Genomic DNA, 22,975 nt, shown 5'->3' with positions numbered 1-22,975 from the left:
GCCATGACCAGAGATGAGATCTTCAACGAAATTCGCCGCGCCCTGGTCGAGCTGTTCGAAATCGACCCCGAAGACGTCACCATGGATGCCAAGCTCTATCAACAACTCGAGCTCGACAGCATCGACGCCATCGATCTGGTGGTTCACCTGCAAAAACTGACCGGCAAGAAGATCAAGCCGGAAGAGTTCAAGTCGGTGCGCACCGTCGCCGACGTGGTTGACGCCGTCGAACGCCTGCTCGCCGAGTAATGCGTCGCATCAACCTGCTGGCGGGCGCCTTGCTGCTGCTCTATCCCCTGCTGGTCTATCTTGGCCTGTCGCACGGGGAGAGAGGCATGCTGGCTCTGCTGCTGTTGCCGCTGTTTGCCATTCGCCTGTTTGCCGGCGCAGCTCTGCCGGGCGCTTGGCGCTGGGCGACCCGCTGGCTCGGGGCCGTCGGCCTGCTGCTGATCGGCCTCAACCTCTGGTTTCGCGAGCACGACTGGCTGCTTTACTACCCCATTGCCGTCAATGTAACCCTGCTGGGGGTGTTTGGCTGGAGCCTCACTCAACCTATGACTCTGGTTGAGCGGCTGGCCCGCCTCACCACGCCGGATCTGCCGGAGCGGGGAGTCCGCTACACCCGCAAGGTGACCCGGGTCTGGTGCCTCTTTTTTATCGGCAACGGTCTCTTTTCTGGCTGGACTGTCTGGCACGGCGATCTGGCGCTCTGGAGCCTCTACAACGGCCTTGTCAGCTATCTGCTGATGGGCGTGCTGATGGGCGGTGAATGGCTGGTGCGCCAGCGCGTGATGAAACGGGATAGCGCATGACTCTGCTCGATGAACTGCTGCAGGCAGATGGCAACCGCGTCGTCACCTTCGATGGCCAGCGAGCGTGGACGCTGGCACAACTGCGCCAGAGCGCCGGGCTGCTCGCCCGCCAGCTCACCGCACTGCCGGCGCAGCGCTGGGCTATTTGCACCGGTGACAGCTACCACTTTTGTCAGGCGCTGCTCGCCTGCGCCATGGCTGGGCGAGCCGTGGTGCTGCCCGGCCACCAGCGCCTCGCCGGCTTGCAGGAGCTGCTGGGTCAAGATGCCTTCGATGGGCTGCTTTGCGATGAACCACTGCTGCTCCCCTGCACCGTGCTGCCCATCGATGCCGTTACAGCCTGCGAGCCATTGCCAGCCACGGAAGCGATAGCGACGCTGGCCCCCGAGATCACCCTCTACACCTCGGGTTCAACCGGCCAGCCCAAGGGGATCACCAAACCCTGGGCGCTGCTTGAGGTAGAGGTACGTACCCAGCTCACCCTGTGGCATCAGCACCTTGGGGGAGCGAGGCTCTTCTCCAGCGTCAGCCATCAGCACATCTACGGCCTGCTCTTTCGCATCCTGCTGCCGCTGGCGCTCGGCATTCCGTTTGCCCGCAGCCAGACCGACTATCCGGAGCAACTGGCCAACCAGAAAGAGCCATGGGTACTGGTCAGCTCGCCCGCCTTCCTGTCGCGGCTCGATCCCGCCCTTGCGGGAAGCGGCTGCCGACAGATCTTCTCCTCCGGCGGCCCTCTCGCCTATGAAGATGCGTGCCAGTGCGCGGCGCTGCTCGGCACCTTGCCGGTGGAGATCTATGGCAGCAGCGAGACCGGCGGCATCGGCTGGCGCCAGAGCGCTGCGCCCGATATCCCCTGGACCCCTTTTGCCGGTGTCTCCGTCAGCTGTGACGAAGAGCAGACGCTGCTGTTGCGCTCACCCTTTATGGATGAGCCTGAGCCCTGGGTCGGCAGCGATCGCATCGCCCTGTGTGATGATGGCGACAAAGGCGCAGCAGGCCGCTTTCACCTGCTTGGCAGGCGCGATCGCATCGTCAAGCTCGAGGAGAAACGCATCTCTCTGGATGATGTCGAGCGGCGCATCAAGGGGCTGGAGGGGATTCTCGATGCCGCCGTCTTGCCCCTTGAGCAGGGCGGACGTCAGGTGCTTGGCGTCGCACTGGTACTCAGCCAGCAGGGAATGCAGAGCTTCACCCACCTTGGCCACGGTGCCTTCTTGCAACAGCTGCGCCGGCAGCTGCGCCCCTGGCTCGAACCGGTGGCGCTGCCGCGCAGCATCAGACTTTTTCCGGCGCTGCCCCTGACCGGCGCGGGCAAACGCGACGGTGTGGCGCTGCGTCAGGCGTTTGATCAGACGCCACTGCAACAACCCGGAGTACCCACCTGATGGATAGTTCACTGCTGCCCGCCCTGCTAGCACGTCAGGCCACCTCCGATAGCGTGCAGCTGCTGCTGCACCTGAGTGCCGACCTGCCCTGGTTTGCAGGCCATTTTCCCGGCGCGCCCCTGCTGCCCGGGGTCACCCAGCTGCAACTGGCCATTCACTTCGCCCGCGCAGAGAACCTGCTCGCCGGCGAGTTTCAGGGGATGGACCAGCTCAAGTTCCAACGCCCGCTGCGTCCGGATGATCACTGCTGGCTGATCTTGCGCGCTCATGGCGACGGCCAGCTGCGCTTTGAATATCGTCTCGGCAGCGCAGAGGATGTCGATACGCTGCCGATCGCCAGCAGCGGACGGGTCAAGCTATCGTGACGCCCTGCATCATCATCCCCTGCTACAACCACGCAGCCCCTCTCGCGGCGGTGCTGCGTGAACTCGCGCAGCTCAACCTCCCCTGCCTGCTGGTCGATGATGGCAGCGAGCCGGCGGCCGCCGCCCTGCTCGATCAGCTGGCAACCGAACACGCCGGTTGGGTCACGTTACTTCGCCATCCGCACAACCGGGGCAAGGGGGGCGCGGTCAAAACGGCGCTGCTGGCTGCCAGAGCGCGCGGCTTCAGCCATGCCCTGCAGGTCGATGCTGATGGCCAGCACGATCTCTCCCGCCTGCCAGAGCTGCTGGTCGAATCGGAGCGCTTCCCGCAGGCCCTCATCTCCGGCGCCCCCGAATACGATGAATCTGTGCCAAAGGGGCGCCTCTACGGCCGCTACCTGACTCACGTCTGGGTCTGGATCGAGACGCTCTCCTTCGAGATCAAGGACAGCATGTGCGGCCTTCGCGTCTATCCGGTCGAGGCGAGCTGCGCGCTGCTTGAGCAGTGCACTCTCGGCGAACGGATGGATTTCGACATTGAAATCATGGTGCGACTGCACTGGCGCGGTGTGGCGGTGCGCTTTGTTCCGGTCAAGGTGCACTACCCCGAGAACGGCCTCTCCCATTTCAACCCGCTGCACGACAACCTGCGCATCTCCTGGATGCACACCCGTCTGGTGCTGACCCTGCTGCGCGATGGTGCAGCCAGCCTGTTGCGCGCCCCCGGCCAACTGTTGAAGCGCGGACGGGAACACTGGTCACGCACCCCGGAGCGCGGCACTCTGCTCGGCATTCGCACCATGCTCTGGAGCTACCGGCTGCTTGGCCGTCCGGGCTTCAAGGCCCTGCTGCTGCCAGTCATCAGCTACTTCTGGCTGACCGGTCGCAGCCAGCGCGAAGCCTCCCGCGACTATCTGGCCCGCCTCACCGCTCGCGCCGCCGAGCTCAACCAGCCGCTGCCCGCACCGGTGGGGAGCCTGCGCCACTTCCTGCGCTTTGGCGAGGCGGCGCTCGACAAACTGGCCGCCTGGCGCGGCGACATCGGCCTCGACGACATCGAGCTGGTGAACCCGCACCATTACGAGGCGGCTCGCGGCAAGGGAGCCCTCATCATCGGCTCCCATTTGGGCAATCTGGAGCTGTGTCGCGCCCTTGGCAGCAAGGCGCAGGGGGTACGCATCACGGCGCTGGTCTTTACCCGCCACGCAGCCCGCTTCAACGCCCTGTTGCAGGAGGTGAACCCCGACTCAGGCCTCAATCTGGTGCAGGTACAGGAGCTGGGGGCCGATACCGCCATCATGCTCAAATCGCGCATCGAGGCGGGGGAGTGGGTGGTGATCGTCGGCGATCGCACCTCGGTGACCAAAGAGAAACGGGTGGTCTGGGCCAATTTTCTCGGCGCCAAGGCCCCCTTCCCGCTCGGCCCGTTTGCACTGTCGGCCATCCTCGGCTGCCCCACCTACCTGATGTTCGGGCTGCGGGAGCAGGGGCACTTTCGAGTGCACTTCGAGCCGTTCGCCGACGGCTCGCCCCTGCCGCGGGCCGGGCGCCAGCAGCAGCTCGAGGCCCGGGTACAGCACTACGCCAACCGGCTGGAGCACCACTGCCTGCGTGCGCCGCTGGAGTGGTTCAACTTTTTCGACTTTTGGCATCTGACCGATGAGCAGGACTGATCAAGGCATGCACGAGATCCATTTCGGGGCCCGCCCCCTCACCATCGAAGAGGTTGTCGCGCTGGCCGAACAGCGCGCCACACCGCGCCTCAACCCGGCCCCCGAGTTCCGGGCCCGCATCCAGCGCGGCGCCGACTATCTTGACCGGCTGCTCGCCGAGGAGGGGGTGATCTACGGGGTCACCACGGGCTATGGCGACTCGGTCACCCGGGCAGTGCCGCTCGATCTGGTCGATACCCTGCCTCTGCACCTGACCCGCTTTCACGGCTGTGGCATGGGCGAAAATCTCAGTCTGGCCGCGACCCGCGCCGTGCTGGCTACCCGCCTCAACTCGCTGGTGCAGGGGGTCTCCGGCGTCAGCCTGCCCCTGCTTGAGAGGCTCACCTGGCTGCTGGAGCAAGACCTGTTGCCGCGCATTCCCGAAGAGGGTTCGGTCGGCGCCAGCGGCGATCTCACCCCGCTCTCCTACGTGGCGGCGGCGCTGATCGGCGAGCGAGAACTCTACCGCAACGGGGAGCTGACCAGCGCGGCCGAGCTCTATCGCGAGCTCGGCATCACACCGCTCCGGCTGCGCCCGAAAGAGGGGCTAGCACTGATGAACGGCACCTCGGTGATGACGGCCCTCGCCTGCCTCGCCTATGCCCGCTGCGACTACCTGATGCGGCTCTGCACCCGTATCACGGCGCTGGTGAGCGTGGCGATGGAGGGCAACGCCTTCCACTTTGACGAGCGCCTGTTTGCCGCCAAGCCCCACCCGGGCCAGCAGCAGATCGCCGCCTGGCTGCGCGCCGATCTGCAGAGCGGCGAGCTGCCGCACCACAGCAACCGGCTGCAGGATCGCTACTCCCTGCGCTGCGCCCCGCACGTCATCGGCGTGGTGGCCGACAGCCTACCCTGGTGGCGCACGCTTATCGAAAACGAGCTCAACAGTGCCAACGACAACCCCCTCATCGACGGTGACGGGGAGCATGTGATGCACGGCGGTCACTTCTACGGCGGCCATATCGCCATGGCGATGGACAGCATGAAGGTGGCGGTGGCCAATCTGGCCGATCTGCTCGACCGTCAACTGGCCCAGCTGGTCGACAGCAAGTTCAATCAGGGGCTGCCGAGCAACCTCTCCGGCGCAAGCGACGAGCGCCGCTTTGTCAACCACGGCTTCAAGGCGGTGCAGATTGGCGCCTCGGCCTGGACGGCGGAAGCGCTCAAGCACACCATGCCCGCCAGCGTCTTTTCGCGCTCGACCGAGTGCCACAATCAGGACAAGGTGAGCATGGGCACCATCGCCGCCCGCGATGCGCTGCGGGTGCTGACCCTGACCGAACAGGTGGCCAGCGCCAGCCTGCTGGCGGCGGTGCAGGGAGTCGAGCTGCGCCTTGCCCTGCAGGGCAATGACCAGACCACCCTCAGTCCGGCGCTCGCTGCCACTGTCGAGGCGGTACGCCGCGATCACCCCTTCCTCTGCGAAGACCGCCCGCTGGAGGCCGAGCTGCGCGCCATGATGGCCCGCCTGCAGGCACGTCACTACCCGATTTATGACGAGGTGTCCCATGTCTGAGCCCTGGCAGCTGAGTGCCGAGGTCGATGTCACCGTCCCCTTCCACGACGTCGACATGATGGCCGTTGCCTGGCACGGCCACTACCTGCGCTACATCGAGCTGGCCCGCTGCGCCCTGCTCGATCGCATCGACTACAACTACCCGCAGATGGAGGCCTCCGGCTATCTGTGGCCGGTCATCGATGTGCGGATGAAGTACATAGCCCCGCTGCGCTTTGGCCAGACGGTGCGGGTGTGCGCCACCCTGGTCGAGTACCAGCACCGCCTCAAGATCGATTACCTCCTCTATGACCCGCAGAGTGGCAAGCGCACCAGCAAGGGTTACACGGTGCAGGTGGCGGTCAGCAAGCAGAGCGGCGAGATGTGCCTCGCCTCACCACAGGTGCTGCTCGACAAGCTGGGGGTGAGCGAATGATGGCTCGCCTCACCCTTCTGCTGCTGGCTCTGCTCTCATGGCCAACGCTGGCGATCACCCTGGCTGATGTGCAGCAACAGCTCACGGCGGCCGATGCCCGCAGCGCCCGCTTCGAGCAGGAGCGCCAGATAAGCGGCCTCACTCAAGCGCTGCGCTCCAGCGGCGAGCTGCTGCTGGTGAAGGGCCAAGGGCTCTGGTGGCAGCAGCAAAAGCCCTTTCCCCTGACGCTGACTCTCACCCCGACGCGCATGGTGCAGCAGCTGCCCGATCAACCGGCCCAGACCCTCGACAGCCCGCAACTGCTGGAGTTCAGCAACCTGATGCTGGCCCTGTTCGACCCGAGCGAAGCGGCGCTGGATAACTACTTTCGCCACAAACTCGCCAGCGAGGGAGAGGAGTGGACCCTGACGCTCGAGCCCATCCGCTCCCCTCTCGACAAGGTCTTCGCCAGTCTGGTGCTCAAGGGGCGTCACGAGCTCGCCTCGCTCGCCATCCATGACAAACAGGGGGATGTCACCCTGATCCGCTTTGTTGACTGGCAGCTTAAAACCCTGCCCCTGAGTGCCGAGGAGCAATCCCGTTTTGATGCTCACTGAGAAACAGTGGCGCCTGCTGGGGCGACTGTGGCTGCTGCTCTGCGTGGCGGTCTGCCTTGCCCTGGCGCTGGCCCTGCCCCGCGCCCGCTTCAATACCAGCGTGATGGATCTGCTGCCCAAAGAGGAGCACCAGCAGTGGCATCCGGAAATCCGGGCCGGACTGCTCGCCAACCTCGACCGGCAGCTGGTGTGGCTGGTGAGCCTACCCGCCGGCGAAAATGGTGAAGCCGCCGCAACCGCGTGGAGCAAGCAGCTGGCCGCCATCAACTCACTGGAACATCTTAAAGCGGCCCAGCCAACCCTCGCCGGTGCCTGGCAGAGCTACATGCGGCAGATGGCGTGGCAACACCTCACGCCGAGCGCGCGGGCGCGGCTGGCCAGTGGCCCCGAGGGGTGGAGCCAGTGGGTGCTGGGGCAGATCTACTCCCCCTTTGGCGGCGTCTCGCGCGCCGAGTGGCAGGCCGATCCCCTGCTGCTGACCCGCGCTGCGGTGCTGGAGCAGAAGAGTCCGATGCAGCTGGACGAAAAGGGTTGGCTCAGCAGCACCGGGCCGGATGGCCGCCGCTGGTATATGGTGCGGGCCGAACTCAACCTCTCCGCTTTCGACATGGCGCGCAACCGCCAACTGCTCACCGAGCTGGCAACCGCCGAGCAGCAGTTGCGCCAGCACTATCCGGGTGTCGAACTGCTGCGCCGCGGTACCCTCTTCTACAGCCAGCATGCCAGTTCGCTCGCCGAGCAGGATATCTCGACCATCGGGCTAGGCTCTCTTATCGGGGTCATCGTGCTCATCTGGCTGGCGTTTCGCTCGGTGCGCGCCCTGCTGCTCTCTCTGCTGCCGCTGACGATGGGGATGCTGTGGGGGCTAGGCGCCGTACTGCTGGTGTTTGGCGAGATCCACGTCTTCACCCTGGTGATCAGCTCAAGCCTTATCGGCATCTCCATCGACTACGCCATCCACTTCCTGAGCGAGCGGCGCCTGCATGGTCACGAGACACCGGCGCAGACCCGCGCCCACCTGCTACCGGGGCTGAGTCTGGCACTGCTCACCACCCTGATCGGCTATGCCCTGCTCTGGCTCGCCCCCTTCCCGGGGCTGCAACAGCTCGCCATCTGCGCGCTGGCCGGCTTACTGGCCGCCTTCCTGACCGTGCTGCTGCTCTTCCCCTACTGGCTGGGCGACCTGCCGCAGGGGGCTTTGCCCATCCGCCACTGGCAGGTGCGCTGGATTGAGGCGTGGCAGCGCCCGAGCGGCCTGCGCCGCTGGCTGCCGCTACTGGTGCTGGTGATCAGCACCATCGGCATCAGCCGCCTCGTGGTGGATGACGATATCCAGAAGCTGCAACCTCTGCCCCACGAGCTGCAGGCGCAGGAGCGCCAGATCCAGCAACTCACCGGCCAGCAGGGGGGCATGACCGGCTATCTGGTGGTGGGCAGCGATGGCGAGCAGGCCCTCACCCGCCTCGAGACGCTGGCTGACCAACTTGAGCTGGCCCGCCAGCACAAGGTGCTCGACCAGTTTGTTGCCATCAGCCAGTGGATCCCCTCGAAGGCTCGTCAGCAGGCGGATCATCAGGCCATCATGGCGCTGCAACCGAGTGTCATTTCCGCCCTCAAAACGGCCGGTGTGCCGGTGGCGGCCAGCGCTCGTCCCCTGGATCTGCTGACCCCCGAGGCGTGGCTAACCAGCCCAGTCAGCGAAGGGAGCCGCCTGCTCTGGTACGCCCTGCCCGATGGCCGGGTCGGGATCTGGGTGCCGCTGGCCGGCATTCACGATGCCACCGCACTGGCCCGTCTGGCCGACGAGCATGACGGGGTGATCTGGCAGGATCAGCGCAGCCAGTGGAGCCAGCTCTTTGCCGATTACCGCCTCAAGCTCGCCGAGCTGCTGCTGGTCGCGGTGGTGCTGGTGATGGGGCTGCTCTGGCATCGCATCGGCTGGCGCCTGACCCTGCGCATCCTGCTGGTCAACGGGTTGGCCATCGCCATGGGGCTGGCGCTGCTTGGCTTCAGTGCCCAGCCGCTCACCCTCTTTGGCGTGCTGGCGCTGAGCCTTATCTTCGGCATCGGCATCGATTACGGGCTCTTCTTCGCCCACTGCGGCAGCGAGCCTGCCCGCCAGCAATCGACCCTGCTCGCCATCCTGCTGGCCCACCTCACCACCCTGCTGGCCTTCGGCCTGCTGGCGCTCAGCAATACTCCGGCCATCGCCGGTTTCGGGATCGTGCTGAGCGGCGGGATCTTCACCGCGTTTCTGTTATCCCCCATGGTGCTGGCCCCACGGCCAGCTGCGGAGTCATGATGAGATACTGGTACTTGCTGCTGGTGCTGCTGACCGGTTGCAGCAGCCAGCAGGGGATAGAGGCGTTTATTGCCCCGGGCGTTCCCCTCTCGCTGCCGGCGCCCCAGCGCGCCGAACCGCTAAACCGTCAGCAACTGCTGATCGCCAGCGTCAAGGGCAAGCAGTATCAGCTGCTCACCGCACTGGAGGCCAGCCAGCAGGGCATCACCCTGGTCGGGCTGATGCCAACCGGTGCGCGCCTGTTCAAGGTGCAGTACGACCGAAACGGCATTCACAGCGAGCGGTTGCTCCCCCTGCCCGGCAACGCCCTGCCCCCGCCGGCTCAGGTACTGGCAGACGTGATGCTCTGCTACTGGCCGCTGGCCGAGTGGCAATCCCGTCTGCCGGCGGGCTGGCAGCTGGTCGATGAGGGGGATGTTCGCCGCCTCACCGACCCTGAAGGCGTGCTGGTCACCGAGATCCGCTATCAGCACTGGCAAGGCCAGCGCGAGCCGGTCAGCCTGACCCAGCACCGCTTTGGCTACCGCCTGCAACTGGAGAATCTGGCGCAATGACCCTCTACATTCACGCCTACAGCCTCATCAACGCCCTCGGCCGTGGCAAGGATGAGGTGAGTGCCGCCCTCGAGGCTTGGCGCACCCGTGGCGCCAGCCCGCTCGATGGCGAACACTGGACGCTGGTCGATGGCCGCACCTCGCCGGTTGGTCGGGTGCGCCATCCGCTGCCAGCAGTGACGATCGCCCCCTACGACTCGCGCAACAACCGGTTGCTGCTGGCGGCACTGGCCGATATCGAAGACGAAGTGAACGCCGCTATCGCCCGCGTCGGATCGCAGCGGGTGGCGCTGGTGCTCGGCACCAGCACCTCCGGCATCGGCGAGGCTGAAGTGGCCGTTGCAGCGAGCGAGCGTGGTGAAGCGCTGCCGCCGCAATTTGACTACGTGCAGCAGGAGCTCGGCTCACCCTCGCTGTTTCTCGCCGCTCACCTTGGCCTTGAGGGGCCGGCGATGACCATTTCGACCGCCTGTTCGTCGAGCGCGCGCGCCTTCATTACCGCCCGCCGCCTGCTGGCCAGCGGTCAGGCCGATGTGGCGCTGGTCGGTGGTGCCGACTCTCTGTGCGGCCTCACCCTCAACGGCTTTGACAGTCTCGAATCCTTGAGCGAACAGCGCGGCCAGCCGTTTGCCGCCGGGCGCGACGGCATCAACATCGGCGAAGGGGCGGCCCTGTTTCTGGTGAGCCTGGAGCCCGCTCCGCTTGCCCTGCTGGGGGATGGAGAGTCATCGGATGCCTGGCATATCTCGGCGCCACACCCGCAGGGGGAAGGAGCAGAGCGGGCGATGCGGATGGCGCTGACCCGCGCCGGCCTTGAGGCTGAACGGATCGGTTACGTCAATGCCCACGGCACCGCCACCCGCCTCAACGACGAGATGGAGAGCCGCGCGCTGGCGCGCCTCTTCCCGAACAAGGTACCGGTCAGCTCGACCAAGGTGCTGACCGGCCACACCCTCGGGGCTGCCGGTGCGACCGAAGCGGCGCTCTGCTGCCTGCTGATCGAGCGGGGCCTGCCGCTGCCACCGCAGGGTGAAACGGCCGATCCGGCGCTGGCCCCCATCGCCCTTGTGCAGGAGCAGGGACCGGTCGATATCATCATGTCCAACTCGTTTGCCTTTGGTGGCAACAACGTCAGCCTGATTTTTGGCAAAGAGGCATCATGACTTTTCCTCCCATAGAACAACTGCTTCCCCATCGTGCCCCCATGCTGCTGCTCGAACGCGTCACAGCGCACGACGAGCAGAGTGTCTGCTGCGAAACGGTGGTGGGAGCACGGCAGGCGCTGCTGCTCGATGACAACGGCGATCTGCCCGGCTGGTGCGGCATCGAACTGATGGCGCAAACCATCGCCGCCTGGGCCGGTATGCAGGCGCATCAGCACCAAGAGCCGGTGCGGATCGGCATGCTGCTCGGCACCCGCAAGTACCAGAGCGAGCTGCCCGTCTTTGCCGCTGGCAGCCGGCTGCGCATCGAGGCCCACTGCCTGCTGCAGGATGGCGGGATGGCCAGCTTTGAATGCAGCATCTGGCTTGGGGATCGCGAGTGCGCCAGAGCCCGCCTGAGCACCTATCAGCCCACCGAGGCACAACTGACAGATTTACTGGAGCAGAAACAATGAACTCGACCGTACTGGTTAGCGGCGCCAGCAAGGGGATTGGCCGCGCCATCGCCCTCAAGCTGGCGGCCGACGGTTTCACCGTAGTCGTCCACTACCACAGCGACCAGCAGGGGGCGCAGGCGACCCTCGACGAGATCACCGCCCTGGGCGGCAGCGGGCGCCTCATCCAGTTTGATATCGGTGATCGCGAGCTGTGCCGCGCACGCCTTGAAGCCGACATCGAGCAGCACGGCGCTTACTACGGCGTGGTCTGCAATGCCGGCATCGTGCGTGACGGGGCCTTCCCGGCACTCACCGACGACGAGTGGGATGATGTCATCCACACCAACCTCGACGGTTTCTACAACCTGCTCAAGCCCTGCATCATGCCGATGATCGGACTGCGCCGCGGCGGACGCATCGTCACCCTCTCCTCGGTCTCCGGCATCATGGGCAACCGCGGTCAGGTCAACTACAGTGCCTCCAAGGCCGGCCTTATCGGCGCCACCAAAGCGCTGGCACTGGAACTCGCCAAACGGCGGATCACGGTCAACTGCGTGGCCCCCGGCCTTATCGACACCGGCATGGTCAGCCCGGAAGTGGAGGGCGAAGCGCTCAAGATGATCCCCCTCAAACGCATGGGACAGGCAGAGGAGGTAGCCGGTCTGGTCTCCTACCTGATGTCCGACATCGCCGGCTATATCACCCGGCAAGTTATTTCCATCAACGGAGGCCTGATATGAATCGACGGGTCGTAGTCACCGGCATGGCCGGTGTGACCGCCTTTGGCAACGACTGGGCCAGCGTCAAACCACGCCTGCAGGCAGGACGCAACGCCGTGGTCACCATGCACGAGTGGGGTGTCTATGACGGGCTCAACACCAGGCTGGCTGCGCCAATCAGCGACTTTGCCCTGCCGGCCCACTATCCGCGCAAGAAGATCCGCGCCATGGGGCGAGTCTCCGAGATGTCGACCGTGGCCTCCGAGCTCGCGCTGGAACGGGCGAAGTTGCTGAACGAAGCTGTGCTCAGCGATGGCCGCACCGGTATCGCCTATGGCTCCTCCACCGGCAGCACGGCGCCCATCAGCGCCTTTGGCGCCATGCTCAACGACAAGACCACCGCCAACATCACCGCCACCACCTATGTGCAGATGATGCCGCACACGACGGCGGTCAACACCGGCCTCTTCTTCGGTCTGCGTGGCCGGGTCATCCCGACATCCAGTGCCTGCACCTCGGGCAGCCAGGGGATCGGCTACGCCTACGAGGCGATCCGCCACGGCTACCAGACCGTGATGGTGGCAGGTGGCGCGGAGGAGCTCTGCCCCTCCGAGGCGGTGGTGTTCGATACCCTGTTTGCCACCAGTCAGCTCAACGACACCCCCGAACTTACCCCGCGCCCGTTTGACCGGGATCGCGACGGACTGGTGATCGGCGAAGGGGCTGCCACTCTGGTGCTCGAAGAGCTGGAGCATGCCCTCGCCCGTGGCGCCCACATCATCGCCGAGCTGGTCGGTTTTGCCACCAACTGCGATGCGGCCCATGTCACCCAACCCCAGAGCCAGACCATGCAGCTCTGCATGCAGATGGCGCTGGATCAGGCCGGGCTGCGTCCCGAGCAGATTGGCTACATCAGTGCCCACGGCACCGCCACCGAACGGGGCGATATCGCCGAGAGCCAGGCGACTGCCGCCATTTTCGGTGACCAGACCCCCATCTCCTCGCTCAAGAGCTACTTCGGCCATACCCTCGGTGCCTGTGGCGCCATCGAAGCCTGGCTGTCGCTTGAGATGCTGCACGATGGCTGGTTTGCCCCGACCCTCAATCTGGCCAACCCGGATCCTGCCTGCGAGCCCCTCGACCACATCACGGGTCAGGGACGACAGCTGGAGATCGAGTATCTGATGTCCAACAACTTCGCCTTCGGCGGCATCAACACCTCGCTCATCTTTCGCCGCTGGCACGATGAAACAAAATAGGTGACATCACAGCAAGCAACGAAAAAGGGGCCGATATGGCCCCTTGTTTTATCCGCAATCTGGCGTATCTATCCGCCTCAGCGATCCCGGTTCAGGGCGATGAGTTTGTCGAGCACCACCTCACCATCGGCCCGCAAGCCGTTGTGCTCATACTCGTTGGTGATCCAGGCACGGCTGCTACCCAGACCCCGCAGGGTCTCGCGGCTGTAGTCAAACTCCACGTACATATCCTCGGCATAGACGGCGCAGGCCACCGGCACCTTATTGCGGGCCAGCTGGGCCGGGTCATAGAGCGGCCCCCAATCCGCCTTGTTGGCCAACAGATGGGCAGCCTCTTTCAGGGGCAGCAACTCGCGGAACTGCTCGAACATCCAGGGGAAGATCATCTCGCCAGTGAAGGCAAAATCCTTGCCGGGTGCCCAGTTCAGTTCGGGAAGTTCCTCTCTGACCCGGGCGGCGGCCCAGCGAGTCGCCTCTCCTTCGGCATAGATGGCCTCGTGCAGGATGGCGAACAGCGGATTGGTATTGAATGGCTGCATGCTCTGCACCTGATAGAGAAATGCCGGGCTCAGCTTGTCGCCGATAAAGGCCTCTTCCAGCAGATAGTAGAGCTCCTCGAAAGCGCCCGTGGCCCCCAGATCCAGCCCCTGCTGCTGGAACTGCTCCACCGTCAGGCGCTGACCATTGGGCAGCCGCACATCGTGCTGGTGCAGGTGGTTGGCCAGCCGGTTGGCTATGGGCTGGGCATGGGGGAAGCGGGCAAAGAAGGCGCGATTCTTGTCGGCCACCCGCTGGTAGGTGGCGCGGTAGACCTCCTCTGCGCTGCGGCCAATCGGCGCGATGCCGCCGGTGATATAGACCTCCTGCAGACTGTCGGGGAAGAGCGAGAGGTAGGTCAGGCAGCAAAAGCCGCCAAAGCTCTGACCCAGCAGGCTCCAGCGGTGGTTGGGGCTCAGCTCCAGCCGGATAAACTCGGCGTCCCGCACTATGTTGTCGGCGCGAAAGTGACTGAGATAGTGCGCCTGCTCGGCCGGGGTCATTTTGGCCAGGAGATGCCCGTGGATAGGGCTCGACATGCCAGTGCCCCGCTGATCGAGCAGTACCACCCGAAACTCCTCAAGCGCCCGCTTGAGCCAACCACTGTTGGCGCTTGGGCGCGGCGCCCCGAAACCGGGGCCGCCCTGCAAAAAGAGCAGCCAGGGGAGCTTGTCATCGAGCCGATCCTTGCGGCACAAAGTGCGGGCAAAGAGAGTCAGGCTCTCGCCATCGGGATCGTCGTGATCGAGTGGAACGGTAAAAAAGTGCGGCTCGCAGTGGATGCCGTCCAGTACGTAGTGCAGTGGGCTGCTCATCTTGACTCTCTCCATGTCGAGGTCGGAATAGGCTCTGCCCCATCTTAGCCCTGCTCGCCAGCCGGGTCATGCCGCTTTTTGCGAATGTGGAGGCTGGTTCAAAGGGTGCAAAAAAGAGGATTGCATCCCGTTGTCAGGGAGGAGATTGCTTGCTGAATTATTCTCCTGGCCGGGAGATTGACGCCATGCCCCCATTCAACAAAGATGGCGAGCCTGCAGAGGAGTGCAGGGATTCAGGCCGTCAAAATGGATAAGGGAACGTGATGAGACCGAAGTGGATCAGGGTCGGAAAAAGAGAGAAAAAGCCATGCCCTGGCAGCATGTTGCAGACCGGCATGTTGCTGTTCAGTGCCACCTGTGGCGCGACACTCTTTTTAGCCGCGTGCAACGGCAACTAGAAATGAAAAAAGCCCGCTCGATTGAGCGGGCTTTTCGAATTTGGCTCCTCCTACTGGACTTGAACCAGTGACATACGGATTAACAGTCCGCCGTTCTACCGACTGAACTAAGGAGGAATTGTGGTGCCCAGAGACGGAATCGAACCGCCGACACGGGGATTTTCAATCCCCTGCTCTACCGACTGAGCTATCTGGGCAACGGCGCGCATTAAACCCTTTCCGGCGCACGGTGTCAACCACGCTGGCACGATAAAAAGTTCGTTCGCTCAACAACTGAACGCAACGGGTGGTTATTGGCCGTTTCGGGGCAAAAAACGGGCTCGCCCCCCCACTCTCCTGTGCCATTCATCACCAAACAGCGGGAAATCAGCGCTTCTGCAGGTTTGCCGCATTGAGCCGGATGCGCTGTGCGAGTATGCTTTGCCGCAACGATACCGCCTGGAGGCAACATGAGTCTGAATATGCAAGAGTGGCGTGAAGAGACCACAGAGATCGTCAACGAGCTGCTGGCCGACGGCAGCAACCCTGACGCGGATTACGACATTGAGCACCACTTCGCCTGCCAGGATTTCGACCGTCTGGAAAAAGCAGCGGTTGACCTGTTCAAGGCTGGTTTTGAAGTGACCGATGCTGAAGAGATGGAGCTGGATGACGGCGCCACCATCTTCTGCTTCGATGCCACCATCGAGTGCAAACTGAATGTCGAAGCTATCGTGGCCGATATCGCCAAGATGCTGCCCATCCTCGAAAAATACGGGGTGGACTACGATGGCTGGGGCACCTACTTCCAGGATTGATCCTGCCCCCATCGCCAAACAACAAGGCCACCGCGAGGTGGCCTTGTTGTTTCTGGCACAAAGTCAGCTCAGATAGCTGGCGGCGAACTCCTGCGGCGGCAGCGGCCGGCTGAACAGGTAGCCCTGCAGACGATCGCAACCAGCATCGGTCAGCCACTGCTGCTGCTCCGGCGTCTCCACCCCCTCGGCCGTGATGCGGATCCCCAGTTCATGGCCCAGCCCGATGACGGAACGCACGATGGCGGTCGTCGCCGTGTTGCTGGCAAGCCCCTGGGTAAAACTGCGATCCAGCTTGAGGGTCGCGACCTTGAGCCGCGGCAGATAGGCCAGCGAGCAGTAGCCGGTGCCAAAGTCATCGATGGCCAGCTGGAAGCCGGCTGCTATCAGATTGTCGAGGTTGGTCTCTATCTGGTCGGCATTCTCCATCAGGACCCCTTCGGTGATCTCCAGCTCCAGCTGACTGGCCTTGAGTCCGTGGCGGACGATACAACCCTGTACCAGCTCACAGAGGGCCGGATCACGAAATTGCAGCGGCGAGAGGTTGATGGAGAGCATCATCTCCGGGCAAGCCGCCTGCCACTGCGCCAGCTGGGCACAACCCTGCTCCAGCATCAGCTGACCAAGCTGGCCGATCACCCCCATCTCTTCTGCCAGCGGGATGAACTCATCGGGGGAGATCATCCCAAGCTCTGGGTGGGGCCAGCGGCAGAGCAGCTCGGCGCCATGCAACCGGAGCGTACTGCTGCAGACGATGGGTTGATAGACCGCAACCAGCTGGGCCGACTTGATGGCCAGTGGCAGCTGGGCCGCGATGAGCTGACGCCGTTTGAGCTTGGCATGGAGCTCAGGATCGAACAGGGTGGTGTAGTGCTGTTGCCGCTTGCCCTGCGCCAGTGCCGCCTCCGCATGGCTGAGCAGCCGTTCGGCATCATTGGCCTTGCCCTGAGCCAGCCCGAGGAAAACCGGGATCTGGATGCGGTGCTCTTCCACCTGATAGTGCTCCATCAGCTGCTGCTGCAACTGCTGGCTCCACCCTTGCAACGGCTCGTTGAGCTCGGGCAGCAGCAGGCTGAAGTCATCAGCCGCCACCCGGCACAGCAGCGAGCGCGGCGGCGCCAACTGCTGCAGCCGCTTGGCTACCTGACTGAGCAGGCGATCGGCAATCCGAATCCCGAAGCGATCGTTGATCTCGCGAAAATGGTGCAGGTCGACCAGCACCAGCGTGGCATTGCGGCCACCGAGATGGCGGCTGGTCTGCAGAAAGCGGGAGAGCTTGAGCAAGCCGGTCAGGCTGTCGTAGTGCTGCTCCTGCTGCAGCTGGGCCTGGGTGGTACGCAACCCCGTGATATCGCGACCCAGCGTCAGCACACCGAGGGAGTGGCCATCACCATCGGACACATCCACCCGGGTGATCTCCATATGCCGCCCCTTGCCACTGGCATCGAGCAGGCAGCACTCCCCCTGATCCATCCCTTGCGGCGCAGAGAGGCGATAGGGGATCTGGTGGCCCAGCACCTCCTCGGCTCGCTGCCCGATAAAGTCGAGAAACGCCTGATTGCACTCCAGCAGCACGCCGTTATGGTCATCGAAGCGGATAATGTCGGGGATCGCATCCAGCAAAAACCGCTGCAATACCTGCTGGTTCTTGACCGTCTGTTCGAGGTTTTTTCGTTGCGCAATCTCGTTGACCACACCAAACACGGCATAAGGCTCGCCCTGCTGGTCATAGAGCGGCACCTTGTGGATCTCCATCCAGCTGGTGTTGCCGCCGCTGTTGCAGTGGAGCTGCTGGTAAAGCAGCGGCTCCCCCTTCGCCAGCAGTTGCCTGTCCTCCTCGCCAAAGATGTCTCCCCACGGCATCTGCGCATTCGTCTTGCCGACCACTTCGGCAGGCGAGGGATAGCCTGCCTCACTGGCAAACATGCGGTTGGCAAAGAGGTAGCGCCCATGCTTATCCCGACAAAAGATACTCATTGGCAGATGGTCGATGATCTGCTGCAGCAGATCCGGGGTGAGCATGTTGTTCACAGGGGCGCTTATGGAGGAATTTCGAGCAAATCTATGATAGCAAACCGGTTTTGTAAAGCGACCTGACTGGCACAATAACGCACTCGATGCAGGATGCTTGCTGACAGAGATTGTCGCTCCGGAGATAATAGGCGCCGGTTGGCCAATGGCCGGATGAAATGGACGAGAGAAAGAAGATGAAAAAGATTATGGGAGGCGCTCTGGCGCTGCTGCTGGTCGGTTGTGCCGGTGACAACAATGGTGGTGAAGAGTACCGCTACAACCCGCCGATTGCCAAGGCGACCAACAATACCCAGGAGATGGCGATCCCGGTTGACCTGGTATGGGCCCGTGCCGAGAAGTGGTTCACCGATCACGGCCTCAACATCGAAAACAGTCAGCGCGGTTCCGGCCTGATGACCGCCAACGTCGAGCACTCTGCCGACGGTCTGGAGTGGCTGGATTGCGGCACCATGGGCTCCAAAGTCGCGCTGGGTAACCCCAACCTGCAGATCAACCTGATCATCACCCAGAGCGGCAACAGCAGCGTGGCGACCGTCAACGTCAAGGGCAACACCGAGCTGTTCTTCGTTGAGTCCTCAGGCGAGCGCGTACCGGCCCCCTCCATCAAGCCGGTCTGCGTCTCCCGCGGCACCCTGGAGCAAAGCCTGTTCGCCACCCTCGGCAACTGATTTTTCTTCACTTCAAAATAAAAAAGCGGCAGATTTCTCTGCCGCTTTTTATTGCGTAGCCGTTAGTGCTTACGGCTTGTCAATATCGAGCATGTGATTATTCAACATGTAATCGATCACCTGATTGGACGTGGTCGCCGAACCGCCCGTCAGACTGTCGAAGGTGTGGTTCATCAACACGATCTCCTGGGTAACAGAGGCCGTGCTGCTCTCCTTGACCTGCAAGTGCACCCCTTCGTTATCCTGGAACACCGAGAGCAGGCTCTTCAGATCGTTCTGGTTGTGAGAACCATCGTGATCCAGCAGATCGCGCAGATCCAGCTTGTCGCCTTCCGAAAGATTGACACTACCTGACCCCTTGTTGAAGTCCATGATGTAATCCTTGGTCAGAGAGCCGGATACAGTATCCCCCTGATTCCAGACGAAAGTATCTGAGCCGCCGTCACCACGCATCACATCGCTGCCGAGCCCGCCGATCAGGATATCGTTCCCCAGACCGCCACGCAGTGCATCGTTGTGACTGCCGCCATCGATATAGTCGTCACCGGTACCACCAAACAGGATATCCGAACCTGACTGCCCGTAGATCTTGTCATTACCGCTACCGCCATTGACCACATCCGCTTTGCTACTGCTGACATCAACACTCAGCAACAGACCGTCGCCATCGAGCATGGCATCACTGCCAGACAAGCTGCCTGTCATGATGTGATGAGCCTTGAGCTGAGCTACCGTCAGTTGCAGTGAATCATCGGTACCGAATCCATCTGCTCCGGTTTTGCCTGCATAGATCACATCGTTGCCGCTGCCAGTTTCGATATGGTCATTGCCTGCCCCACCACTGACTACCTGATCGGCACTCCCTTTGTTGTAACTGATACCGGTATGCACATGGTCTGTACCACCGTTACTGGTGGTGACCTCGCCCAGCAAATTCCCACCAAACGCAACATCCAGGCGGTCAGGGTTAGCCGCATTCTCGCCATTGCGTACCACGATAGAGTCATTGAGGTCGGTACCATCTACCGTCAGCGGCAGATGAACCGGAACCCCGTTGCTGTCCACCGGATTGACGCGGATGGTCAGGGTGCTGTTGGTAGTATCGCCATCGCCATCGCGCACACTGTAGCTGAACACCTCGCGCGCATCAGCCGGGATCTGGCTGCCATTCTTGGTGACCTGATAGGTATAGGCACCGTTGGCCAGAATGGTCAGTACCCCGTACAGACCAACTACCTGGGTACCCGCACCATTGCTATAAGTGGTCGAGCTGCTGCCAACTCCGTAGCCAATGACACTCAGACCACCATCAGCACCGGCAAGATCGTTGGTCAGCACATTACCGGTGGTCTGTGGCAACTGATAACCAGACCCTTCCACCAACTTGACGATCAGATCGAAGCTGTTGCTGGCATTCTCTTTGGTGTAAATAGTCTTCACCACGTTGCCACCCGCATCGCGGAAACCCAGTACCTCCAGCGTGTATGCCTTACCTTCGAAGTTGAAGGTAGCTGTCGTATTACCGATCGAGATGATGTCATCACCATTCCCCCATTTGTCATTGGGGGTTTCGTTATGATTGAAATTCACAACAAGTTTTATTGGTGTGACCCGTCCCAATGCATCAGTTACGGAGAAAGTAACCTCCATCGTTGCAGCACTGATAGCATCGTTATAAATCGGGTTGTTGTAATGAGTGAATGTGCCCAGTTTGATCTCTTCATTGATCGGAATTGCGCCATTCAATGCCGCATCATTGTCCAGGAAGCCGTAGCCAGACGGATTACTACCCCCACCCCAACGAATCTGATCTTTACCTGGGTTAACATCATCAGAGTCACTGACTTTGACATACGAACCACCACTCCAATTTACCCAGTTAGCATCAACCCCCGAAACTTGGAATGAATCAACAACCACGTTAACTTTGGCATCATCGACCACAGCAACCGGCACATCATCACGCACGGCAACATCGAAAGAGCCGGTAGCAGTGTCGGAACCAGCTTTGCTCACCTCGTAGTTCACAGTGATACGCAACTCATCCTGACTGCTCAATACGCTGCTTTGACCATCCACAAGGTGGCTGAGCGGCTTGATCAGGGTGAAGGTATAGCTCGGCGGATTAGCACTATTGTCTACCGTTACGGTAAAGGCCACATTGGCCGGGTTGGTCCCGAAGTAACCTTTGAGACCCGCACCATCCTGCACCACATTCACGGGCTGCCCATCAATCCCGGTAATGCCGCTCAAGCCGGTAATGCTGACCAACTTGAGCTGAACGCCGGATACATTGCTACCATTGCCATCAGTAACCTGCAGCGATTGGGTTACCGAGAGCGGGCCGCTGGTCGGCGCCCCGACAGGCTCGGGCAAACCGGCGTTGCCACCAGACAAACCATCCTCATCAACCAGACCACCACCGAGCCGCACCGAAAGGTCATTGTCAACTATGGTGCCAGTGCCGGAAACGCCACCCACCGATATCGCCAGCGTTTCGGTAAACTCGGGCAGCATGTCGTTTACCGTATTCAGCGAAACCGTGAAACTCGATACTCCGGCAGGCACTGTTATCTTGCCGGTGGTGCTGCTGTAGGTCACCCCGTTGGTAAACTGCAAAGCTCCCCAATCAGCACTGCTGGCAGCATGAGCACCGCTGCCTGCAATGGAGAGGCTGTACTCGGTCGCCACATTGGTCGCTCCGCTCAGGGTGACAACATGTTGCAAAGCCCCCCCTTCAGTCACACTGGCATTCGATACCCCCATTACATCGGGGCGAACCAGCGGATTGACCGCAAAGCTGCCTTGCGAGCCATCACCGTCGCGATCGTAGGCTTTAAATGTAAAGTCAATGTCACCGTCAACAGGGCGCTGCATCTCGGCATACTGGAAGAACTCCCATTTACCTGTTGCAGGCGTGAACTCCATCTTGAAGATCAGACTGCCATTGCTGTCCTTGCCAAGCAGGGTATTAGCCCCATCGGCGGTGATCGCGATAGCCAGACCGGCGACTGTCTTGAGGCCGGATTCGACCGTACCGGTGACCAGTTCGAAACGTCCTTTACCATCAGCCCCCCACTGCGGATCGAGCGTGCCCGAACCATAGGCAATCGCCTGCGGGGTAGAGGAACCAAGGAACTCGATAGACTTGACAGTAAAGTCACTGTTGTCACCCCAGCTGGCTGACTTGCCGTTATCGGTCGCCTTGATCACCATGGTGTCAAAACCACCCTGCTGAACCTGGAAGTTGGCAGCATAATCGCCATTGGCAGCATTCGAGCTGAATGTCTGGGTTGCAACCAGTTTACCGTCGCGCCAGAACTCGACCACACCGCTCTCGAGTTCTCCACCATAGATCTTGCTGAACTCGATCTTGGCACCATATGCCACAGTGCCCGCATCCAGCTTGATCACCAACTCCTCGGATACACTCGAACCATCAGCAAATTTGCGGAAATCGATCTCATTATCAATGTTGTGATAAGGCGCGCTCGTGCTCTTGACGCCTAGCCCGTCAACGGAGGCATTGACCTTGGCATCAACGAGCCTGGAGGAAGTCGAAGACTCGAATCCCCGTGCCGTGATAGTGAATTTGCCCGCATCAATGCTGCCGCTATCCCCGACATACCCGGTCAGGCTGAACTTGCCAGTCAACACATCCGGGATGCTGGTTTTCACCAGAGATACTGCCGCCATGTCACCAGCTACGGGGGAGTCGTCCTCGACCATGATGGGCAGACTGCCGGTAGTGGTGGTCTTGCCATCCGATACAGTTACACCGATCTGGAAGTTGAGTAAGTCTTCACTCCCCTTCACCGGATGATCAAGCGGAGCCTTGAGTGTCACGTCATAACTCCAGTCGCCCTTGCCGTTGCCGGTGGGAGCAGTCAGTTTCACATCCATGACCGCCTTGTAGTCGGCGCCGCCCGGTGTACCGGTATAACCGGTCAATATCTTGGTGGCGGCATTCCAGTTCCACTGCACCGCGGCACCGCCAGCCGTCAGGCCAGCAGGCCCGTTCAGGCTGATGGTAAGCGTATCCTGGCTGTCGACATCGCCGACCGTGATCTTGCCGCTGGCGGCCACGCTGTCGGAGGTATCGCTGCTGCCTGCCGTATCGGCAATGCCGCCGGCAAGCCCCTCTTCGGAGACGGCCACCCCGCTATCGATGCTCAGGGTTGGCGCATCATTGGTGCCGGTGATGGTGATGGTCAGGGTGCTGGTCCGCTCCACCGTGCCGTCGGTCGCGGTGTAGGTGAACACCACCCCCGCGGTCTGGCCGGCTGCCAGTTTCTGCGCATCCGCGCCATTGGCATTGAAGCTGTAGCTGCCGTCCGCCCGGATGGTCAGGGTGCCGTAGCTGTTGGTCAGCACGGTGTCGCCACTGGCGTTCACGGCCGTGGCCGTCCCGCTGGTGCCGCTCAGGATACCGGTCACCTTGAGGGCGTTGCCGTCGACATCGCTGTCGTTGGCCAGCACGCCATTGGC

Annotated in this window: 19 protein-coding genes and 2 tRNA genes; 16 read left to right on the top strand and 5 right to left on the bottom strand. The window is 62.2% G+C overall.

The features are described 5' to 3' along the window. Positions 1–3: 3 nt before the first annotated feature. The 14 genes from AAHA41_RS09140 to AAHA41_RS09075 are packed head-to-tail and all read left to right on the top strand — an operon-like array spanning position 4 to position 13,241. Positions 4–249, top strand: coding sequence for an acyl carrier protein (locus AAHA41_RS09140; RefSeq protein WP_033114589.1), 246 nt, complete (start codon positions 4–6; stop codon positions 247–249). Further along, entirely contained in the window at positions 249–812 is a 564-nt protein-coding gene (locus tag AAHA41_RS09135; RefSeq protein ID WP_323069027.1) for a hypothetical protein, read from the top strand. Before AAHA41_RS09140 ends, AAHA41_RS09135 begins: the two co-directional genes overlap by 1 nt. Further along, positions 809–2,200, top strand: a complete 1,392-nt coding sequence (locus tag AAHA41_RS09130) for an AMP-binding protein (protein ID WP_323069028.1) — start codon at positions 809–811, stop codon at positions 2,198–2,200. The genes AAHA41_RS09135 and AAHA41_RS09130 overlap by 4 nt, the downstream gene beginning before the upstream one ends. Continuing rightward, a complete protein-coding gene (locus AAHA41_RS09125) occupies positions 2,200–2,565 on the top strand; it encodes a hydroxymyristoyl-ACP dehydratase (RefSeq protein ID WP_156854655.1) in 366 nt (121 codons plus the stop codon). Before AAHA41_RS09130 ends, AAHA41_RS09125 begins: the two co-directional genes overlap by 1 nt. Continuing rightward, positions 2,562–4,238: a glycosyltransferase gene (locus AAHA41_RS09120; protein ID WP_323069030.1), complete on the top strand. Its 1,677-nt coding sequence runs from the start codon at positions 2,562–2,564 to the stop codon at positions 4,236–4,238. Before AAHA41_RS09125 ends, AAHA41_RS09120 begins: the two co-directional genes overlap by 4 nt. Continuing rightward, entirely contained in the window at positions 4,225–5,796 is a 1,572-nt protein-coding gene (locus AAHA41_RS09115) for an aromatic amino acid ammonia-lyase (protein ID WP_323069032.1), read from the top strand. Before AAHA41_RS09120 ends, AAHA41_RS09115 begins: the two co-directional genes overlap by 14 nt. Beyond that, complete coding sequence (locus AAHA41_RS09110; RefSeq protein ID WP_139394969.1) at positions 5,774–6,211, top strand: acyl-CoA thioesterase; 438 nt, start codon at positions 5,774–5,776, stop codon at positions 6,209–6,211. The genes AAHA41_RS09115 and AAHA41_RS09110 overlap by 23 nt, the downstream gene beginning before the upstream one ends. Continuing rightward, the gene (locus AAHA41_RS09105; protein ID WP_323069046.1) at positions 6,211–6,807 is read left to right on the top strand and encodes an outer membrane lipoprotein carrier protein LolA; all 597 of its coding nucleotides are present in this window, start codon (positions 6,211–6,213) and stop codon (positions 6,805–6,807) included. Before AAHA41_RS09110 ends, AAHA41_RS09105 begins: the two co-directional genes overlap by 1 nt. Continuing rightward, the gene (locus AAHA41_RS09100; protein WP_323069034.1) at positions 6,797–9,109 is read left to right on the top strand and encodes an MMPL family transporter; all 2,313 of its coding nucleotides are present in this window, start codon (positions 6,797–6,799) and stop codon (positions 9,107–9,109) included. The genes AAHA41_RS09105 and AAHA41_RS09100 overlap by 11 nt, the downstream gene beginning before the upstream one ends. Beyond that, the gene (locus AAHA41_RS09095; protein ID WP_323069036.1) at positions 9,106–9,663 is read left to right on the top strand and encodes a DUF3261 domain-containing protein; all 558 of its coding nucleotides are present in this window, start codon (positions 9,106–9,108) and stop codon (positions 9,661–9,663) included. The genes AAHA41_RS09100 and AAHA41_RS09095 overlap by 4 nt, the downstream gene beginning before the upstream one ends. Further along, positions 9,660–10,826 carry a beta-ketoacyl-[acyl-carrier-protein] synthase family protein gene (locus AAHA41_RS09090; RefSeq protein WP_323069037.1) on the top strand — a complete coding sequence of 389 codons (1,167 nt, stop codon included), beginning with the start codon at positions 9,660–9,662 and terminating at the stop codon, positions 10,824–10,826. Before AAHA41_RS09095 ends, AAHA41_RS09090 begins: the two co-directional genes overlap by 4 nt. Further along, the gene (locus AAHA41_RS09085) at positions 10,823–11,281 is read left to right on the top strand and encodes a hotdog family protein (RefSeq protein ID WP_323069038.1); all 459 of its coding nucleotides are present in this window, start codon (positions 10,823–10,825) and stop codon (positions 11,279–11,281) included. The genes AAHA41_RS09090 and AAHA41_RS09085 overlap by 4 nt, the downstream gene beginning before the upstream one ends. Further along, positions 11,278–12,003: a 3-ketoacyl-ACP reductase FabG2 gene (locus AAHA41_RS09080; protein ID WP_323069039.1), complete on the top strand. Its 726-nt coding sequence runs from the start codon at positions 11,278–11,280 to the stop codon at positions 12,001–12,003. The genes AAHA41_RS09085 and AAHA41_RS09080 overlap by 4 nt, the downstream gene beginning before the upstream one ends. Then, on the top strand, positions 12,000–13,241 hold the full coding sequence (locus AAHA41_RS09075; RefSeq protein ID WP_139394965.1) for a beta-ketoacyl-ACP synthase: 1,242 nt from the start codon (positions 12,000–12,002) through the stop codon (positions 13,239–13,241). The genes AAHA41_RS09080 and AAHA41_RS09075 overlap by 4 nt, the downstream gene beginning before the upstream one ends. A 77-nt stretch (positions 13,242–13,318) precedes the next feature. Here the strand turns inward: AAHA41_RS09075 and AAHA41_RS09070 are convergent, their stop codons facing one another. The 3 genes from AAHA41_RS09070 to AAHA41_RS09060 form a co-directional block, all read right to left on the bottom strand. Continuing rightward, complete coding sequence (locus tag AAHA41_RS09070; RefSeq protein WP_323069040.1) at positions 13,319–14,593, bottom strand: alpha/beta fold hydrolase; 1,275 nt, start codon at positions 14,591–14,593, stop codon at positions 13,319–13,321. 439 nt (positions 14,594–15,032) lie between these two features. Beyond that, positions 15,033–15,108: transfer RNA gene (locus tag AAHA41_RS09065), tRNA-Asn, on the bottom strand. A gap of 4 nt (positions 15,109–15,112) precedes the next feature. Next, positions 15,113–15,188: transfer RNA gene (locus AAHA41_RS09060), tRNA-Phe, on the bottom strand. Positions 15,189–15,452: 264 nt separating this feature from the next. Here AAHA41_RS09060 and rraB point away from each other — a divergent pair. Beyond that, positions 15,453–15,788 (top strand): ribonuclease E inhibitor RraB, encoded by a 336-nt coding sequence (gene rraB / locus AAHA41_RS09055; RefSeq protein WP_033114697.1) that lies wholly within the window; start codon positions 15,453–15,455, stop codon positions 15,786–15,788. A gap of 63 nt (positions 15,789–15,851) precedes the next feature. Here the strand turns inward: rraB and AAHA41_RS09050 are convergent, their stop codons facing one another. Then, the gene (locus AAHA41_RS09050; protein WP_323069041.1) at positions 15,852–17,816 is read right to left on the bottom strand and encodes an EAL domain-containing protein; all 1,965 of its coding nucleotides are present in this window, start codon (positions 17,814–17,816) and stop codon (positions 15,852–15,854) included. A gap of 176 nt (positions 17,817–17,992) precedes the next feature. Between AAHA41_RS09050 and AAHA41_RS09045 the strand changes: the two genes are divergently transcribed. Next, entirely contained in the window at positions 17,993–18,487 is a 495-nt protein-coding gene (locus AAHA41_RS09045) for a hypothetical protein (protein ID WP_033114575.1), read from the top strand. 69 nt (positions 18,488–18,556) lie between these two features. Here the strand turns inward: AAHA41_RS09045 and AAHA41_RS09040 are convergent, their stop codons facing one another. After that, complete coding sequence (locus tag AAHA41_RS09040; protein ID WP_342697323.1) at positions 18,557–22,966, bottom strand: choice-of-anchor K domain-containing protein; 4,410 nt, start codon at positions 22,964–22,966, stop codon at positions 18,557–18,559. Positions 22,967–22,975 lie beyond the last annotated feature (9 nt).

The sequence above is a fragment of the Aeromonas sp. SER genome, assembly GCF_038739615.1.
In the GTDB taxonomy this organism is placed as follows: Bacteria; Pseudomonadota; Gammaproteobacteria; order Enterobacterales; family Aeromonadaceae; genus Aeromonas; species Aeromonas jandaei.
This window is presented reverse-complemented; position numbering and strand designations above follow the sequence as displayed.

Bases quoted from the DNA above. Each gene is read 5' to 3' on its own strand.
- AAHA41_RS09140 (WP_033114589.1), top strand. From the start codon at position 4: ATGACCAGAGATGAGATCTTCAACGAAATTCGCCGCGCCCTGGTCGAG.
- AAHA41_RS09135 (WP_323069027.1), top strand. From the start codon at position 249: ATGCGTCGCATCAACCTGCTGGCGGGCGCCTTGCTGCTGCTCTATCCC.
- AAHA41_RS09130 (WP_323069028.1), top strand. From the start codon at position 809: ATGACTCTGCTCGATGAACTGCTGCAGGCAGATGGCAACCGCGTCGTC.
- AAHA41_RS09125 (WP_156854655.1), top strand. From the start codon at position 2,200: ATGGATAGTTCACTGCTGCCCGCCCTGCTAGCACGTCAGGCCACCTCC.
- AAHA41_RS09115 (WP_323069032.1), top strand. From the start codon at position 4,225: ATGAGCAGGACTGATCAAGGCATGCACGAGATCCATTTCGGGGCCCGC.
- AAHA41_RS09110 (WP_139394969.1), top strand. From the start codon at position 5,774: ATGACGAGGTGTCCCATGTCTGAGCCCTGGCAGCTGAGTGCCGAGGTC.
- AAHA41_RS09105 (WP_323069046.1), top strand. From the start codon at position 6,211: ATGGCTCGCCTCACCCTTCTGCTGCTGGCTCTGCTCTCATGGCCAACG.
- AAHA41_RS09100 (WP_323069034.1), top strand. From the start codon at position 6,797: ATGCTCACTGAGAAACAGTGGCGCCTGCTGGGGCGACTGTGGCTGCTG.
- AAHA41_RS09095 (WP_323069036.1), top strand. From the start codon at position 9,106: ATGATGAGATACTGGTACTTGCTGCTGGTGCTGCTGACCGGTTGCAGC.
- AAHA41_RS09090 (WP_323069037.1), top strand. From the start codon at position 9,660: ATGACCCTCTACATTCACGCCTACAGCCTCATCAACGCCCTCGGCCGT.
- AAHA41_RS09085 (WP_323069038.1), top strand. From the start codon at position 10,823: ATGACTTTTCCTCCCATAGAACAACTGCTTCCCCATCGTGCCCCCATG.
- AAHA41_RS09080 (WP_323069039.1), top strand. From the start codon at position 11,278: ATGAACTCGACCGTACTGGTTAGCGGCGCCAGCAAGGGGATTGGCCGC.
- AAHA41_RS09075 (WP_139394965.1), top strand. From the start codon at position 12,000: ATGAATCGACGGGTCGTAGTCACCGGCATGGCCGGTGTGACCGCCTTT.
- AAHA41_RS09070 (WP_323069040.1), bottom strand. From the start codon at position 14,593: ATGAGCAGCCCACTGCACTACGTACTGGACGGCATCCACTGCGAGCCG.
- rraB (WP_033114697.1), top strand. From the start codon at position 15,453: ATGCAAGAGTGGCGTGAAGAGACCACAGAGATCGTCAACGAGCTGCTG.
- AAHA41_RS09045 (WP_033114575.1), top strand. From the start codon at position 17,993: ATGAAAAAGATTATGGGAGGCGCTCTGGCGCTGCTGCTGGTCGGTTGT.